Below are 15,360 nucleotides of genomic sequence, written 5' to 3' on the forward strand. Positions count from 1 at the left end.
GCGGGAGGTGGACGACATGAACAACCGCTTGTTCATGATCGCGCGCGACGACTGGTCACTGCACCGCAAGGGAGAGATTGACCAGGAACGTCATAAGCGCAAGGTAAAAGAGGCCATCCGGCATAATCTCGCCGATCTGGTCAGCGAAGAGTCGATTATTATGCCCCAGGGCGATAAAATCATCAAAGTGCCGATCCGCAGTCTGGATGAACCCAAGTTCCGCTACAACTATCAGAACGAGCCGCAGGTCGGACAAGGCCAAGGCGGCACGCAGGTCGGCGATGTGATCGGCCAAGCCGGAGCTGATGGTGCAGACGGACCAGGAAAAGGCGGACATGAAGCTGGGGAGCAGCCCGGTGAGGATTACTATGAGGCGGAGCTGACGATTGACGAGCTGGCCGAGCTGGTGTTCGAGGATCTGAAGCTGCCCCGGCTGAAACCGAAGGCTGCGCCGGATCTGAGCATAGAGGACATCCGCTTCGACGATGTGCGCAAGCAGGGCATGATGTCGAATGTCGACAAGCGGCGCACCTTGTTCGAAGCGATCAAACGCCAGGCGCTGGGCGGCGGGCAGTACATGTCGCATGCAGCAGCGGTGAGGTCGGACTGGAATCCGCCGCCGGAGCCGCAGTACGTCAGCTCCGGGACCATGCTGGGGCCGATTACCGGCGATGACCTGCGTTATAAGACCTGGGAGGATATCCGGAAGCCCCAATCCTCCGCTGTCGTACTGGCGATGATGGATACCTCCGGCTCCATGGGGATCTTCGAGAAATACGTGGCGCGCAGTTTTTTCTTCTGGATGACCCGCTTTCTGCGGACCAAATATGAGAACGTGCAGATCCGGTTTCTGTCACACAGCACCGACGCCAAGGAGGTGGACGAAGAGTCCTTCTTCCACAAAGGCGAAAGCGGCGGCACCAAATGCTCCTCTGTATACGAGCTGGCGCTGCGCATTCTGGAGGCCGACTATCCACCGGGCCAGCATAATGCCTACGCCTTTCATTTCTCGGACGGCGACAATCTGGACAGCGACAACCCCGTTACCGTCCGTCTGGCAGAAGAGCTGCTGGAGCGCGTGAATATGCTCGGCTACGGCGAGATCCGCCAGCATGTATACGGGGGCAGGCAGCTGTGGGAGTCGATGTCCGGCATCGCCTCCCCCGCCTTCAGCCGCTCGATCCTGAAGGAGAAGGAGGATGTGCTCAAGACCCTGCAAGCCTTCTTCGGGGAGGAGCTGGCGAGCTGAAGGGGTTATGGGATTCAGGGATTCAAGATTCATCCGACTCGCACGTAACTTATCGTAAAGGAGGCACCGCGCGATGACCGACAATGAAACCGGGCAGCTGGAGGAATCTGTAGAGCATCTGACCGGGCTGGCGCTTGAACACGGACTAGACTTCTTCTCCATGCGGTATCAGATGTGCCCGCCCGAGGTGCTCTACTCCATCGGCGCTTACGGCATGCCTACCCGGTTCGCGCACTGGAGCTTCGGCAAGGCCTATCACCGCATGAAGTCCGAGTATGATCACGGGCTCAGCAAAATCTATGAGCTGGTGATCAATTCCGACCCCTGCTACGCCTTTCTGCTCGACAGCAACACGCTGCTGCAGAACAAGCTGATTGTAGCCCACGTGCTGGGGCACAGTGATTTCTTCAAGAACAACGCCATGTTCGGCGGCACCGACCGCAATATGATTAACCGGATGGCGATATTTGCCGAACGGATTGACCGGTTCGGACAGGAGTACGGCACCGATGAGGTGGAGCGGTTCCTGGATGCGGGGATCGCCATTCAGGAGCATATCGATCCATTCTCCGCCCGCTCCGGGCGGCCGGGCGGCTTCCGGGAGATCGGCGGCGAAGTCAAGGATGTGATCGGCTATATCGCTGCGGAGAGCCGCTACCTGGAAGAATGGCAGCGGGAAATTCTCTACATGCTCCGCGCCGAAATGCTGTACTTCTGGCCGCAGATGGAGACGAAGATTATGAATGAGGGCTGGGCCAGCTACTGGCATCTGAAGCTCGTCCGGGAGCTGGACCTCAGCGATTCAGAGATTATTGAATTTTCCAAAATGAATTCCGGCGTCATTCAGCCCTCGCCGGGACGAATCAATCCCTACTATCTCGGTCTGATGTTGCTGCGGCATATCGAGAAGCGGGAAGGGCTGCAGGCGCTCTTCGAGATCCGCGAGATCGAATCGGATGTGTCCTTTATCCGCAACTATCTGACCCGCGAGCTGGCGGAGGAGATGGATCTTTTCGTATTCAAGAAGGAACAGCAGCACTACAAGGTCACAGCCACAAACCTGGAGGAAATTAAGGATAATCTGATCCGTTCGCGTACCAATGGCGGCTTCCCTTATCTCACCGTCAAAGACGACGACCTGCATGGCCGGGGCGAGCTGCTGCTGTACAACCGCTATGAGGGGCTGGAGCTGGACCGGAAATATATCGAACGCACCCTGCCAATGGTCCACCGGCTGTGGGGCCGGACAGTGCACCTGCGCACCATGGTAGGCGGCAAGGAAAAAACGTATATGTATGACGGCAAGCAGCTTGCCTGATACGTTGGACAGCATTGTTTTTTGACCAGCAGAAAAAAGGGGCCTCCCTCCCCCGGAGAGCCACCGGTGATTACAAATCTAAAAAAGGTATTCCTTACCCGCCAGGGGAAAGGGATACCTTTTTGTTGTTGTGCGGCCATCACAAACGGATGGATTGCAAATTTATACTTCACTGCTTAACCAGAACGGTTAATTCGCCTTCAAACACCTTCTCATCCTTCTGGTTGAACGTTGACAGCCATACAGTAACGCTCCCTGTTCCGTTCTTTTTTTCTTTTAGCCCAGTCACTTCAACAACGGTATGCAATTCATCCTCTGGATACACGGGTTTTATAAATTTCAGATGATTCATAGCCGTTCCGGCAATAATATCATCCCCATAACTACCGGTTTCAACCCAGAGCTTAAAGGAGACCGCCATCGTTTGTATTCCTGAAGCGATAATTCCATTGAATCTCCCTTGCTTCGCCTTTTCCTCATCCAAATGCATATACTGCGGGTCAAACTCTGCTGCAAAACCCGTAATGCTCTCTTTAGTTATGGTTATAGACTTGGTTGTAAACACCTGTCCGGCATAAAATTCATGAAACTTCATTAAAACACCTCTTAGCTGATTTGATATGCCAGATAACCGGCTTTGGATTACACCTCGGGGACTATCCCCGGTTCTGCTTCCGGTATTGCAGCGGCGAACGTCCGGTGAGTCCCTTAAATACCCGCCCGAAATGGGCGATGCTGTCGAACCCCGTCTCCCGGGCGATCCGGGTCATAGGCCAATCCGTTGTCCGGAGCAGGGTTTTCGTCTCGCGGATGCGGACATAATTCAGATATTCGATCACTGTAAACCCTGTCGTCTGCTTGAACGTCCGGCACAAATACGTAGAGCTGATGAAAAAATGCTCGGCAATGCCTCCAAGCGTCAGCTTGTCGCCATAATGGGCATCCAGATATTCAATGATACCATAGACCCGGCGCTGCGCCTCACTTTGCTCGGGAATCACCACCGCCGGCTTCGCTTTACGGATGCGGTCCAGCCGGATCAGCAGTTGAAGCAGTAGAGTCTGCAGATACGGCCTGCTCCACAGCGCTTCCTCCCGCTGCTCCTGTAGCATCGCCTGGAACAGATCCGCAATCTCCCCCTGCTCATGGGCGTTGGGCCGGAGTAAAAAGCTCTCTCCCTGGAACATCTCCGCCAAATCCGGCACAAGACCTGCCGCAGGCTCCAGGAACAGGTCGTCAAAATTGACCAGAATCCGCTCATGCCGCGAGCGGTTGCGGCTGGTTGTACGGTGCAGCTGATTTTTGTTGATGAAGACCAAGTCGCCTGCCTGCAGGGCATAAATCCGGTTATGGATATAATAATGCCGCTCCCCGGACAGCAAATAATAGATTTCATAGGAATCATGGAAATGATCGGTATCCATATTGAAATTACCGGACCGCCTAAGCTGCTCCACCTGAAAAAAAGGCTCCACACTGCACCACCCACCGAGGATAAAATATGCATACTTTGATCTATATCGGACTAAATAATGCTCACTTTTCGCATTTTCTATACTATAAAATAGAATCAAATCCAAGTAAATGGAGTGATCCCCTTGTCCAAAAAGAAATATGTAATCGTCGGCACCGGCGGCCGGGCCGAGTTTTTTTACGGCGCGCTTGTTACCGTTTACAACGAAACCTCCGAGCTGGCAGCCTTCTGTGATGTCAATCAGACGCGGATGAATTTCGCTAACCATATGCTGACAGACAAGTACGGCTACCATGAGGTGCCTACCTACAAGGCTGAGGATTTCGACCTGATGATTGAAGAGACCCGGCCTGACTTCGTACTGGTAACGACCATTGACCGCACGCATCACAAGTATATTATCCGGGCCATGGAGCTGGGCTGTGATGTCATTTCCGAGAAGCCGATGACCATTGACGAGGAGAAATGCCAGCAGATTTTTGATGCCATAGAGCGCACCGGCAAGAACCTGCGGGTAACCTTCAACTACCGTTACGCACCGCATAACACAAAAATCCGCGAGATTATTATGGACGGCGTGCTGGGCGAAATCCTGTCCGTCAATTTCGAGTGGCTGCTGAACACCCAGCATGGAGCGGATTATTTCCGCAGATGGCACCGGGACAAACGGAACAGCGGCGGCCTGCTGGTGCATAAATCGACGCATCACTTCGACCTGATGAACTTCTGGCTGGCTTCCCGGCCGGATACGGTCTTCGCTATGGGTGATCTGCGGTTCTACGGCAAGGAAAATGCAGAGAAAAGAGGCATCACCGAATTCTATCAGCGTGCTTATGGCAGCAAGGCTGCCGAGAATGATCCCTTCGCGCTCCATCTGGACCGCAACGAGCACCTGAAAAGCATGTATCTGGATGCCGAGCATGAAGACGGGTATCAGCGCGACCAAAGTGTGTTCGGCGACAATATCAGCATCGAGGATACCATGAATGTAATGGTCAAATACAAGAATAAGACCGTTATGAATTATTCGCTGAACGCTTATATGCCTTGGGAAGGCTTCATTATCGTCTTCAACGGTACGGAAGGCCGTATGGAGGTTCGCATCACTGAACAATCCTACGTCAATTCCGGCGGCAAAAAAGAAAATGAAGGCGCATTGGAGGGGGTCAACATTACCATCTACCCGCACTTCAAGGAGCCTTACCGCGTCCAGTTCGAAAGCAGTGCAGGCGGCCACGGGGGCGGTGATCCGGTGTTGCTGCGCGACATTTTCGACAAGAAACAGGAGGATCGCTTTGGCCGCGCAGCCTCGCACAAGGATGGGGCCATGTCGATCATGACCGGGATTGCGGCCAACCGCTCCATGCGTACCGGCCAGCCGGTAAAGGTGGATGACCTCTGGAAGATGTAAGAACAAAAACGGTCTAAAAAAACACACAAAGACGTGCCTTCCTGCCAAGAGCGGAGAGCACGCCTTTTTTTATGGAGCATACAGATTACCGCTACAGCAAATCACTCAATAGATCCTGCTTAAGCTTCTGTAAAAATTGCAATTGCACTTCACATTGCTCATACATATTCTCGAAAATCAACAGTACATTCTTTGAAACCTCGGAATACTTCTCCTTTTCCTTTTGTCCCGCCTTCATTTCATCGTATATAGTCTGGATCGCCTGCTGCTGTACCTCCAGCGCTCCAATGATCTCTTCTTTCGGCGCTTCATCCATGAACGTAAGAACTGTATACAAAGCGGACGGGAAAACAACGGAAGCTTTCTTAAACGAGCTGATCAACATGCTGTTAAATTCATGCTTCCCCTTGGAGGTGATGGAATAAATGGCTTTTGAGCGATTGCCCGTTTGCTCAAGCTTTTCCAGACGGACTAATTCATCTTTGTCCAGTTTTCTTAGGGCATGGTAGATAGACGCAGGCTGCACGTATGCCCATTTATCTGTTTGTGCAGATATCATCTTTTGTTGAATCTCATAGCCGGACATTGATCCATATTTTAATAATAGTCCAAGTACCATTACATCTGTCATGATCTTCGCTCCGCTCAAATAGTAAATTCATAGTACTAAAAATATAGTATTAATTGTTACATTCAATTCTATATTTGAACTTTTCATCTGTAAAGAAAATTCATTACGGATCCGCCCATTCGCCCCACTTTACACAATATGGGTTAGTTGCTATAATACAATCGTAAATCCAATACTAAATGTTTAGTATTCTATATTTATTATTATACATTTAGTAACAATTGGGCAGACGGGAATAGTTTAATCACATTTTCAACCAACAAAGCGAAAGAAGGTCTTATTATGAACACGATTACCCCAACCAAACAAAAATCAGCTCTGTTCGTCGTCGGGATAGCGATTTTTTTGGATATGCTGATTTATGGGCTGGTGGTGCCCATTCTTCCGAAATATGCAAGCGCCCTTGGGGCCTCCCAGACCGAAATCGGCTTGCTCTTTGGGAGCTACGCAATCGCATTGTTCATCGCAACACCTGTATTTGGAGCGTTATCAGACCGGATTGGGCGACGCGGCCCTATGCTGTGGGGATTGCTTGGATTGGCTGCAGCTACACTATTGTTTGCATTTGCCGAAGAATATTGGATGCTTATAGCAGCAAGAGCCCTGCAGGGACTTGCCGCAGCGATTACCTGGACATCCGGATTAGCCATACTTGCCGATCTTTATCCTTCCGAAGAGCGCGGCAAAGCCATGGGGCTCGCCTTGTCAGGTCAGGCTGCCGGAATCCTTCTTGGGCCTAGCTTAGGGGGCTGGATGTATCAGTTAGGCGGTTACAAACTTCCTTTCCTCTTTGCTGCAGTTCTGGCCATAGCTGATGGAGTGCTTAGAATCTTTCTGTTACGTGATTTACCTGAAAGAAAATCGGGGACGTTCCTCTCATCTTTCGGTTTGCTGCGCAACCGCAGTCTGCTGCTAATCAGTGGTGTCGTTATAATTGGTTCGGCTATACCCAGTGTATTGGAGCCTACCCTGCCGCTGCATTTGCAGGAGAAATTCAACGCGGAGCCGGGTTTTATCGGAATGTTATTCGCTATTCCTACATTATCCTATGCGCTCGCCACCCCTTGGATCGGCAAGTTATCCAGCAGGATTGGGTATAAAAAAGCTGTGCTGATCGGACTTGCAGTAGTTGCCATAAGTCTGCCGCTCTCCGCTCTGCCCGATTCCATGTGGATGCAGGCCGCTTCTCTGGTACTGCTGGGAATCAGTATGGGTATGGTTCTTGCGCCTTGTCTTCCTGCACTTGCAGACATTTCAGAACAAAGCGGACTTCCTTCCTATGGGATTACCTTTGCCATCTATAACACAGCCTACTCGTTCGGAATGATTGTAGGACCAGTGACCAGCGGCGTGCTGACCGATGCCCTCGGGCTGAAGCTTTCCTATCTCTCTGTAGGTTGTGCCGCACTTTTGTATATGTTCATCATGCTTCCAAGTTTCCGAAGAACTGAGGTTACCCGGTTAAACAGCAAAGCTCAGGACCGGTAATGGAATTTAACCCTTGCCTTAAATAACCTTATGCTGAACCCACTTCTCCCCGAGAAAACGCCGGAGGAAAATGAAGCCGCGTACGCCCCATTCACAGTTCATGGCCAGCCATACCCCGATGATGCCCATATTCAGCACGATGCCGAGAATGTAGCCCAGCACAACGCGGAACAGCCACATGGACAGCATGGATACAACGGAGGTGAACTTGGAATCACCCGCCGCCCTAAGCGCGGAAGGAGTAATAAAGCTGACCGACCACAGCGGGATCTGGGCAATAGAGTTAATGAGAAAAACAATGAAGATATCCCGGACAATCTCCTCCGGCGGATGAAACAGCGATACCAGGGGATTAAATACCGGGAAGATCAGCAGCGCCATCAGTGCAAAGGAGGCGGAAGACAGCCATAGAAAGGATTTGACGAATTTGCGCGCATCCTTCGTATTCCGGCTGCCCATACATTGGCCGACAACGGTAATCAGGGTCAGCGACAACGCATTGGCCGGAATCTGCATCACCCCGGCGAGTGAGGAAGAGATTGCATTCGTGGCAATCGCATAGGTGCCGAGGCTGACAATGAAGATTTGCGTCAGAATCTTGCCGCCGTTGAAGAACATCTGCTCCGCCGCAAACGGCAGGCCGATGAACATGATTCTTTTGATCATGGTCCAGTTGAGGGCCAGCAGGTCCCGGATCTTCACCCGCAGGCTGCTATCCAGCCGGAACAGGTAGATCAGCGAGCAGACCGCCGCCAGATACCGGGAGGCATTGATCGCAATGGTCATCCCGAACACCCCCATATGCAAGCCGTTGATGAACACAAAGTTCAGCAGCACATACGAAAAGTTCATAATCAGTGAGAGTACGAGCGAGACCCGGGTCCGTCCGATGCCGCGCAGCGCGCCGCATACTGCCTCCATCACAGCAATCCCCAGATAGGACAGGCTGCTCCCGATCAGATACGTGCGGGCGTTCGACATGACCTCCGGCGAAGCCGCGCCGAACAGCAAATGCAGCAGGGGGCCGTGGAACACAATGCCAAACAAGCCGATGGCAAAGGCCATCAGCGACACGGAGGATACGGCTCCTGCAGCGGCTTTGGAGACCATTAGCTCGTTTCCGCTGCCTTTGTATTGCGCTACTACAACCGTACCTCCTGTTGACACGGCAATAAACACACTGATCAGAAAAATATTCAGCGAATCTATCATATTCACCGCACTGATCGCCGCCACTCCGGAAGAGCTGATCATCGCTGTATTCACGACGTTCAGCCCTACCACAAAGGCCTGGTCTACTAATATAGGAAGAAATAACGATATGATTTGACGGTAGTCAATGGATTCTCCGGAAAAATACTTGTCGAGAAACAGGCGGCCCTGCTTCACATTCACCTTTGGCTCTAGCATAGTTTCACTTCTTTATATTAGAATTTGGGCCTCGCTATTCTAACATATGAGCTGCATAAGTCAAGGCGAATCATATTTTTGGCTCAAGATTTCCGTGATCGCCGGGCAACGCGGATTCAACAGCGACTCCCAGTTTAACAGGGTATTTTATAAGCTAAGCGGCATATCTCCCTCCGGCTTCCGCAAGCAGCAGGCCTCCTCCCGTACAGCTTCAACGGTGCTGTCTTATTGAACCGAAAAAAAGCTTCTGCACCGCCCGGATGAGCAGTACAGAAGCTTTCTTTGTTATGATGCGGTCGAGAGGACTCGAACCTCCACGGTATTGCTACCACACGGACCTGAACCGTGCGCGTCTGCCAATTCCGCCACGACCGCAAATTAAGAAATGCAACGCAAGAAGTAATATATCATGATTTCGGATTGAGGGCAAGTGTTTTTATAAAGATCATGAATTCCTGGTTCAACCTGTGGTTGCTTCTTTATACGTCTACCCAACTTTTAATCCCTGTTTTTTCAAGAGGATGAAATTATAATGGACTTACGACGTCGAATTGAATCTTGGGAGATGTAATATGATCAACAGCGAACAAGTGGGCAAGCGGATTGCCAGACTCCGGAAAGAAAAACACATGTCACAGGAACAACTGGCGGAACAGTTAAATGTCAGCGCCCAGGCGGTTTCCAAATGGGAAACCGGTAAATCATTGCCTGAAACCTCCAGTCTTCCACTATTGTCCAGCTTATTGGGCCACTCTATAGACAGCATATTGCTGCCCCAGAAGCTGGTCGTTCTTAGCGCAGTTTATACCGATGGTCAGGCGGCATATGATGTCACCCATTTTGTGAATCAGCTTATTGTCGGCAACAGATTGAATCTTGTAGTCAATAAGTCAACTTTTCCAGAGTCCATTAAGAGCGATCGCCTAAAGCTGCTGCTCCTGAAATATGAGACTCCTTCTGGAGTCTATGCCACTTATGTGCTTAATGACGATCCGCTTACCATTGATCTTCATTCCACAGGCTATGCTTCCAGCCCAAGCGAGCTTGATATCATATTCGCCGCCTATGGCAATGAACAGGCAAACCGCAATGTATTAAACAAAATAAAACATTATGAGTTTTTTCAATGGAAACAGCTCACCGCCAGTCATAAGCTTTTTCCAAGTCTGATCGACAATAAGGGTAACGATTATCTGCTGCTCCTATATTTGAATGAGGAGGGCATTCATGCGGTAAGCTGCGCGGAAGGTGAACAGATTCACTATACTCCAGATCGGACTCGGCTCTTCCGAACAGAATCTCCCCATGAGCATTTCATTGTAGAGGGGGTAGGCCGGCTGGGCTTTGGCAGAGAAATGGACTGCTCCTGGGCTGGGGCTCTTCTTCTGGCACTGACAGCAAGAGGAGTGGATACCACCTATGAGCAGATTATGGGAGTGTCTGGAGCGTGCTGGAGAATTGCTTTTACAGCTATGTGGGACTACAGCTCGACCGATGCACTTGTGGCCTATAACTACTCCGATCCGGCGTTTAACGCCTATGGGCTAACCGCCATTTGGGCCAACAATCTGAATCCCGAGGAGCGCAAATTGGAAAAGCACAACATCTTGGAGAGCATCCGCAATCATCAGCTTCCTATAGCCATCAACCTGCGGGTCGCCCCCGAGTGGGGAGTGATCACCGGCTATTTGGATGGTGGCGGCACTCTGCTGTGCCGCAGTTATTTTGACGATGAAACCTTTGAGAAGCTTCGCAATGATCCGGAGTTTCTGGAATACATGAAAGTCAGCAAGGGTTATCTGAACGTGGACAATTGGCCTTACATGCTTGTTCGTATAGGCAACCAGGAGCATATCCCGTCAGCATTGGATAATCTGTATGCTTCGCTCAGTTTTAGGGTGGATTCGATGAATACCGCCGGGAATGGAGACTACAGCCTTGGTTACAGGGCTTTTGAGGTCTGGCAGGATGGGCTTTTGGATGATGCCTGGTATAAGAACGCAAGCGACAAGGACTTTGCGCGCAGGCTGGGGGTGAACCACTTCTGCATGATGGGATTGACCGATGCCCGAAGAAGCGCTGCGGCTTATCTGCAAGAATCTCTACCGCTGCTGGGGAACCGTCCTGGATATACAGCTCTGTCCGAACTGGCGGAATTATACGCACAGATCGCTGCGTTACTTGCAGGATATTATAATTGCATGACTGACCCGGCTTCCGTTAATTCGGACATTTCCAGACAGTTATGGACCCGAGGACAGCGGGAACAGCAAGCCAAACTGCTTCAGACAGTTGCAGCCTTGGAGCTTCGGGGAGAGGCGCTTACACAGGCAGTCTTGCAACATTAGCCGAAAAAATGTAGGGTAATTAAAGAGAAGCGCAGGAGCGCTTCTCTTTTTTTCAAGCAATACTTCCTGATGGGCTCTGCACCCTACCCCAGCTTCTTCACCGGCCGCAGCACCGCATACCCGTATCCCTCCGGAAAATGACGCTGATAATCCTGCTTAGTATCCTCATCCCACTGATAGCCCATGCTTTCCGGATTGTAATTCCAGGCCACCTGCTCCACGGTCTGCATCACTTTTCCGTTGTCCTTCAGATAATCGAACGGCGGGTGGAAGAAGACCAGATACTCAGATTCAGGGATATCCCTGACCTCCATTCCCTCCGGGATCTCCCCGTTATAGTCAGCCGCCACAGGGATTCCATACAGGTACCCTTTTCGTCCGTTCTGGTAGAACCAGCCCGCCGTTTGGCCAATTTGTCCGGGCAGCGTATGATGGGACATACTTTCCAGCGTTCCCGGCACCTCGTCACAATCATGACCGTGCTCCCAGAACTGGCCGTAATTGTTCACCTCCGCATCCCAGATCCCAATGAACTTATGGGCCGGTATGAACTCGACCTTGATTTCCGCTTCCTGCAAATGCACCTGTCTCATCTTATCCCGCTCCTTGATTAGATAGTGATAAGGGGAGAACACTTCCGGGCGAATCGCGAGCGGAATGGGCCTGGGTGCCTTCCGGTAAGCATGAGGCGAAATCTTAAAAGCTTTCACAAACGCCCGTGAGAACGCTTCCTGTGACGAAAAGCCGAACTTCAAGGCAATGTCCAGAATCCGGGCATCCGTGTCCCGCAGTTCGAGAGCGGCGCGGCTGATTCTCCGCTGCCAGATGTAGTCCCGCAGCGTCATCCCGGTCAGCGAGTGAAACTGCTTCGTGCAGTAATATGGCGAGTAGCCAAGCTGCTCTGACATTTTCAGAAGCGAAGGCACTGTGGCAAGATCCCTGTCGACCCAATCCACCATGAGCTGAACCATCTCATTCCATTCGTACATGTCGTGTTCCCTCCTTTCTCTATTGATCTTAGCAGAGCCGGCTGTTGCAGTTTTGACTTGAATTGCAATGCTTTAGCCCTTAATTCTATACAGGGCCTCTCCTCCCCTTCCCCCTAAAAAATTTTCCCATTCGCACAAGCCGCACCTCATTCCCTGAGTAATATAGGAGTAAATAGTACAACGAGGTGAATAGCAAATGGGACAGCCAACTAAGATCCGCAAGCGGGCCAAGGCGCTGAAGGGCCGGCCAGTCTGCATTACACTTCATGACGGACGTTCGTATGTAGGTTATATCACCGGGGTGGAAAAGGAAGCGCTGATTCTCTCCAGACCCTATACAACTACAGCCCGGAAATCCGGCAGGAAACCGTCCAACCGTAAGCAAAAAGCTGAAGTTTCCTCGTTCATGCCGCTTCTCGGTTCACTCTTGGGAGGTTCGGGAGCAGGTGCAGGCGGAGGCTTAGCGTCGGGGCTTAGCGGCGGCTTGCGCTTCCTGGGATTTATCCAAAAGGCGATGCCGGTGATGAAGATGGGCTACGGTATGATCAAAACCATCCGGCCCTTTTTTAACGGTCTGAAGGGGCTTATGGGAACCGGCGGATAAGCTTGTAGCCCAGATGAACAAAAACACAAAAGACACCCCTGCAGGTGTCTTTTTGGTCTGGGTCTGTAACTATGAACCGGTCCGCTTATCTTTTGACCACCTGAAAGTTATCCTCAATCAGCAGCCAGTTCTGCGGAAATGGAAGCCCCAGCTTCCAGTAGCTGATTCCCCGGAGGCCCAGCTCCTTCAGCAGCGTGAATTTGGCCTGAATCGACCGGGCATCCTCGAACCAGACCTTGTGGGGCTTGCCGGCATCGTCGGTATAGTCAAAATGCGGCGCCTGATCCTTATAGTCGTACTGGATCGCAGCGTTCCTGGTTCTGGCCAGATCAATCGCCGCCTGGGGACTTATTGCCTTGGCATAGGGTCCGCCCGCAACATAAGGCAACGTCCAGTCATAGCCGTAGAGGTTCTGTCCCATCATGATTTTGGAGCCCGGCATTTCACTCAAGGCATATTCCAGTACCTTGCGTACAGGTCCGATCGGCGAGACCGGCATCGGCGGCCCTCCGCTATACCCCCACTCATACGTCATAATGATCACAAAATCAGCGACCTCGCCATGCACCTTATAATCGTGGGCAGTGTACCAGGCACCTGTCTGGGTCCTGCTGGTCTTAGGGGCCAGAGCGGTTGACAGCAGGAACCCCTCCTGATGAATCCGGTCCGCTGCTTTGCGCAGAAAAGCATTATACGCCTCGCGGTCCTCCGGACGGAGAAATTCAAAGTCAAAGTGGATGTCCCGGAAGCCCAGCTTCTTCGCGGTGCTGATGATGTTTTCCAGCAAACGGCTCTGAACAGCCTGGTCATTTAAAATGATCCGCCCCAGCCCGGAGCTGAACCGGGCATTCTCCAGGTTGGTGACGACCATCATCATGGTCACGCGGTGTTGTGCGGCAGTCGAAACCAGATCATCTAGAGGCGGCGCCTCAAGCGAGCCGTCCCGCTGCACCCGGAAACTGAAAGGAGCCAGATAGGTGAGATGTGGTGCAGCTTCTGCGGCAGCATTCTGCAGGCTTTGGGACACTTCCCCTCTTGGCTCTATGTAGGCGTTGATTTCGGCCTTCCGCTTCGGTCCAGGCGGAATATATAAGCGAAACCCTATCTGCAATGGCTGATTCAACGACAACTGGTTGCTTGCAGCCAAATCACTCATGCCTACACCAAACCTGCGGGCGATAGTATACAAGCTGTCCCCTGGCTGGACCCAGTAATACATACCTGTTATAGGAATCACCAGCGTTTGTCCAACCACCAGTCTGCCGGGTGCGGACAGCTTATTCGCTTCACTAATCTCATCTGCGTTTACCCCATAGGCCTGTGCGATGCCGTACAGCGATTGGCCTGCTTGCACAACATGAATTTGCATAGTACCACCCTCTCCGAATCCTTGAATAACCGTATTACATTTTATTCGGCTGAACGGGAGGGTATGCGGCTAGGGCCGAGTGACCAGACCATACGGCCCTCTCCCCAAAAAAACCGCCCCTCTTCAAGGGGCGGTCTACACATACACACTATTCCCGTTGTCTGCAGATGGGTACATCCAGCCTAAGACAGGCCGGAGCCGCCCTGGCCCGCCGTTGTTTCCGCTCTAAACATAGCTTTTCTCTCCTGCCACTCCATAAACGGCAAGAAGACACCCCCTCAAGGGTGCCTTCATTCCAGTCTATATATGGTTGCTGCACTCTACGTCTGCCTCGATATTCTCGCTTCCACAAACTCCTTGATTCTCTGGACCGTGACTTCCGGGTCCATATTTTGAATTAAAAACTCCGCTTCCCTTTTATAGACTACTTGCTCCGTATAATTTCCCAAGTATTCATCTATCAGATCAAACGGAGCTGCTTCCCGTTCCAGCCGCAGCTGGATATCCTTCTTCGTCACGTATATAAAAACCCGCAAGGCATTCTCGCCGTATTTTTCCCGGAATGCCCGGGCGCCTTCATGATTCACCACAATAATGACAGCATTATGCTGTTCAAGCCCTTTCACGAGCTCAAGCTCTGCAATGCCATAGCGCCCACGCTCCAAATGGACGGACTGGATGAACGCATGCTTATCGGCCATTGCCTGAAAGTCACCCTCAGAGATGAAATGATAATGCTCCCCGTCCCGCTCTTGAGAACGAATCGCACGTGTAGTATAGGGGATGACATAGGGGATTCCAAGAGCGGCACTAAGCTGTTTGGCCGTGCGCTTCCGCCCTGCACCGCTTGTTCCGGTTATGATAATGATTTTGGGACCGAAGGTTTCTGCCGGCGTCTCTGCATGCTGGTCCACATTCTCCAGCTTGGCCACCGATGCTTTGGATGTTCTCAGCCAGTTCCACATTGCCTCTCCCGTATGCCTGCCGGAGAATTCACCAGCGGCACCGGGATTCACCTCCTTCACATGCAAGCTATACCTAGCTAATTCGACAAATATCCCCAAATCCC

The 15,360-nt window shown here is 51.6% G+C and carries 13 protein-coding genes and 1 tRNA gene; 6 read left to right on the forward strand and 8 right to left on the reverse strand.

The genetic code is table 11. The annotated features are described in order from the left end of the window. Window positions 1–16 precede the first annotated feature (16 nt). Together yhbH and PRIO_RS01370 are read left to right on the forward strand one after the other, a co-directional pair. Window positions 17–1,249, forward strand: a complete 1,233-nt coding sequence (yhbH, locus tag PRIO_RS01365; RefSeq protein WP_020427568.1) for a sporulation protein YhbH — start codon at window positions 17–19, stop codon at window positions 1,247–1,249. Between the two features lie 73 nt (window positions 1,250–1,322). Continuing rightward, window positions 1,323–2,567 (forward strand): SpoVR family protein, encoded by a 1,245-nt coding sequence (locus PRIO_RS01370; RefSeq protein WP_046500912.1) that lies wholly within the window; start codon window positions 1,323–1,325, stop codon window positions 2,565–2,567. Between the two features lie 169 nt (window positions 2,568–2,736). On the opposite strand, the gene PRIO_RS01375 is transcribed toward PRIO_RS01370, so the two are convergent. Further along, the gene (locus tag PRIO_RS01375; protein ID WP_020427565.1) at window positions 2,737–3,162 is read right to left on the reverse strand and encodes a MaoC family dehydratase; all 426 of its coding nucleotides are present in this window, start codon (window positions 3,160–3,162) and stop codon (window positions 2,737–2,739) included. Between the two features lie 61 nt (window positions 3,163–3,223). Next, window positions 3,224–3,991, reverse strand: a complete 768-nt coding sequence (locus tag PRIO_RS01380) for a helix-turn-helix transcriptional regulator (protein ID WP_046506288.1) — start codon at window positions 3,989–3,991, stop codon at window positions 3,224–3,226. A gap of 174 nt (window positions 3,992–4,165) precedes the next feature. On the opposite strand from PRIO_RS01380, the gene PRIO_RS01385 reads away from it, so the two are divergent. After that, a complete protein-coding gene (locus tag PRIO_RS01385; RefSeq protein WP_020427563.1) occupies window positions 4,166–5,452 on the forward strand; it encodes a Gfo/Idh/MocA family oxidoreductase in 1,287 nt (428 codons plus the stop codon). Between the two features lie 91 nt (window positions 5,453–5,543). Here PRIO_RS01385 and PRIO_RS01390 read toward each other — a convergent pair whose 3' ends face one another. After that, window positions 5,544–6,083, reverse strand: a complete 540-nt coding sequence (locus PRIO_RS01390; RefSeq protein ID WP_020427562.1) for a PadR family transcriptional regulator — start codon at window positions 6,081–6,083, stop codon at window positions 5,544–5,546. 282 nt (window positions 6,084–6,365) lie between these two features. Between PRIO_RS01390 and PRIO_RS01395 the strand changes: the two genes are divergently transcribed. Further along, window positions 6,366–7,571: an MFS transporter gene (locus PRIO_RS01395; RefSeq protein WP_020427561.1), complete on the forward strand. Its 1,206-nt coding sequence runs from the start codon at window positions 6,366–6,368 to the stop codon at window positions 7,569–7,571. Between the two features lie 18 nt (window positions 7,572–7,589). On the opposite strand, the gene PRIO_RS01400 is transcribed toward PRIO_RS01395, so the two are convergent. Together PRIO_RS01400 and PRIO_RS01405 are read right to left on the reverse strand one after the other, a co-directional pair. Continuing rightward, window positions 7,590–8,981, reverse strand: a complete 1,392-nt coding sequence (locus tag PRIO_RS01400) for an MATE family efflux transporter (protein ID WP_020427560.1) — start codon at window positions 8,979–8,981, stop codon at window positions 7,590–7,592. Between the two features lie 291 nt (window positions 8,982–9,272). Beyond that, window positions 9,273–9,356: transfer RNA gene (locus tag PRIO_RS01405), tRNA-Leu, on the reverse strand. A 197-nt stretch (window positions 9,357–9,553) separates the two neighbouring features. Between PRIO_RS01405 and PRIO_RS33615 the strand changes: the two genes are divergently transcribed. Then, window positions 9,554–11,329 (forward strand): helix-turn-helix domain-containing protein, encoded by a 1,776-nt coding sequence (locus PRIO_RS33615; RefSeq protein ID WP_020427559.1) that lies wholly within the window; start codon window positions 9,554–9,556, stop codon window positions 11,327–11,329. Window positions 11,330–11,412: 83 nt separating this feature from the next. On the opposite strand, the gene PRIO_RS01415 is transcribed toward PRIO_RS33615, so the two are convergent. Then, window positions 11,413–12,318, reverse strand: a complete 906-nt coding sequence (locus tag PRIO_RS01415; protein WP_020427558.1) for an AraC family transcriptional regulator — start codon at window positions 12,316–12,318, stop codon at window positions 11,413–11,415. A gap of 196 nt (window positions 12,319–12,514) precedes the next feature. Between PRIO_RS01415 and PRIO_RS01420 the strand changes: the two genes are divergently transcribed. After that, window positions 12,515–12,922: an LSm family protein gene (locus tag PRIO_RS01420; RefSeq protein ID WP_020427557.1), complete on the forward strand. Its 408-nt coding sequence runs from the start codon at window positions 12,515–12,517 to the stop codon at window positions 12,920–12,922. Between the two features lie 85 nt (window positions 12,923–13,007). On the opposite strand, the gene PRIO_RS01425 is transcribed toward PRIO_RS01420, so the two are convergent. After that, a complete protein-coding gene (locus PRIO_RS01425) occupies window positions 13,008–14,291 on the reverse strand; it encodes a glycoside hydrolase family 18 protein (RefSeq protein WP_020427556.1) in 1,284 nt (427 codons plus the stop codon). Window positions 14,292–14,611: 320 nt separating this feature from the next. Continuing rightward, on the reverse strand, window positions 14,612–15,316 hold the full coding sequence (locus tag PRIO_RS01430) for a guanylate kinase (protein ID WP_231869802.1): 705 nt from the start codon (window positions 15,314–15,316) through the stop codon (window positions 14,612–14,614). Window positions 15,317–15,360: the final 44 nt, after the last annotated feature.

Origin of the sequence: Paenibacillus riograndensis SBR5, from assembly GCF_000981585.1 — a bacterium.
Lineage (GTDB): Bacteria > Bacillota > Bacilli > Paenibacillales > Paenibacillaceae > Paenibacillus_AQ > Paenibacillus_AQ riograndensis.

Coding starts and splice junctions, on each gene's coding strand:
- PRIO_RS01425 (WP_020427556.1), bottom strand. CDS start 14,291: ATGCAAATTCATGTTGTGCAAGCAGGCCAATCGCTGTACGGCATCGCA.
- PRIO_RS01400 (WP_020427560.1), bottom strand. CDS start 8,981: ATGCTAGAGCCAAAGGTGAATGTGAAGCAGGGCCGCCTGTTTCTCGAC.
- PRIO_RS01375 (WP_020427565.1), bottom strand. CDS start 3,162: ATGAAGTTTCATGAATTTTATGCCGGACAGGTGTTTACAACCAAGTCT.
- PRIO_RS01420 (WP_020427557.1), top strand. CDS start 12,515: ATGGGACAGCCAACTAAGATCCGCAAGCGGGCCAAGGCGCTGAAGGGC.
- PRIO_RS01380 (WP_046506288.1), bottom strand. CDS start 3,991: ATGGATACCGATCATTTCCATGATTCCTATGAAATCTATTATTTGCTG.
- PRIO_RS01395 (WP_020427561.1), top strand. CDS start 6,366: ATGAACACGATTACCCCAACCAAACAAAAATCAGCTCTGTTCGTCGTC.
- PRIO_RS01370 (WP_046500912.1), top strand. CDS start 1,323: ATGACCGACAATGAAACCGGGCAGCTGGAGGAATCTGTAGAGCATCTG.
- PRIO_RS33615 (WP_020427559.1), top strand. CDS start 9,554: ATGATCAACAGCGAACAAGTGGGCAAGCGGATTGCCAGACTCCGGAAA.
- PRIO_RS01415 (WP_020427558.1), bottom strand. CDS start 12,318: ATGTACGAATGGAATGAGATGGTTCAGCTCATGGTGGATTGGGTCGAC.
- PRIO_RS01390 (WP_020427562.1), bottom strand. CDS start 6,083: ATGACAGATGTAATGGTACTTGGACTATTATTAAAATATGGATCAATG.
- yhbH (WP_020427568.1), top strand. CDS start 17: ATGAACAACCGCTTGTTCATGATCGCGCGCGACGACTGGTCACTGCAC.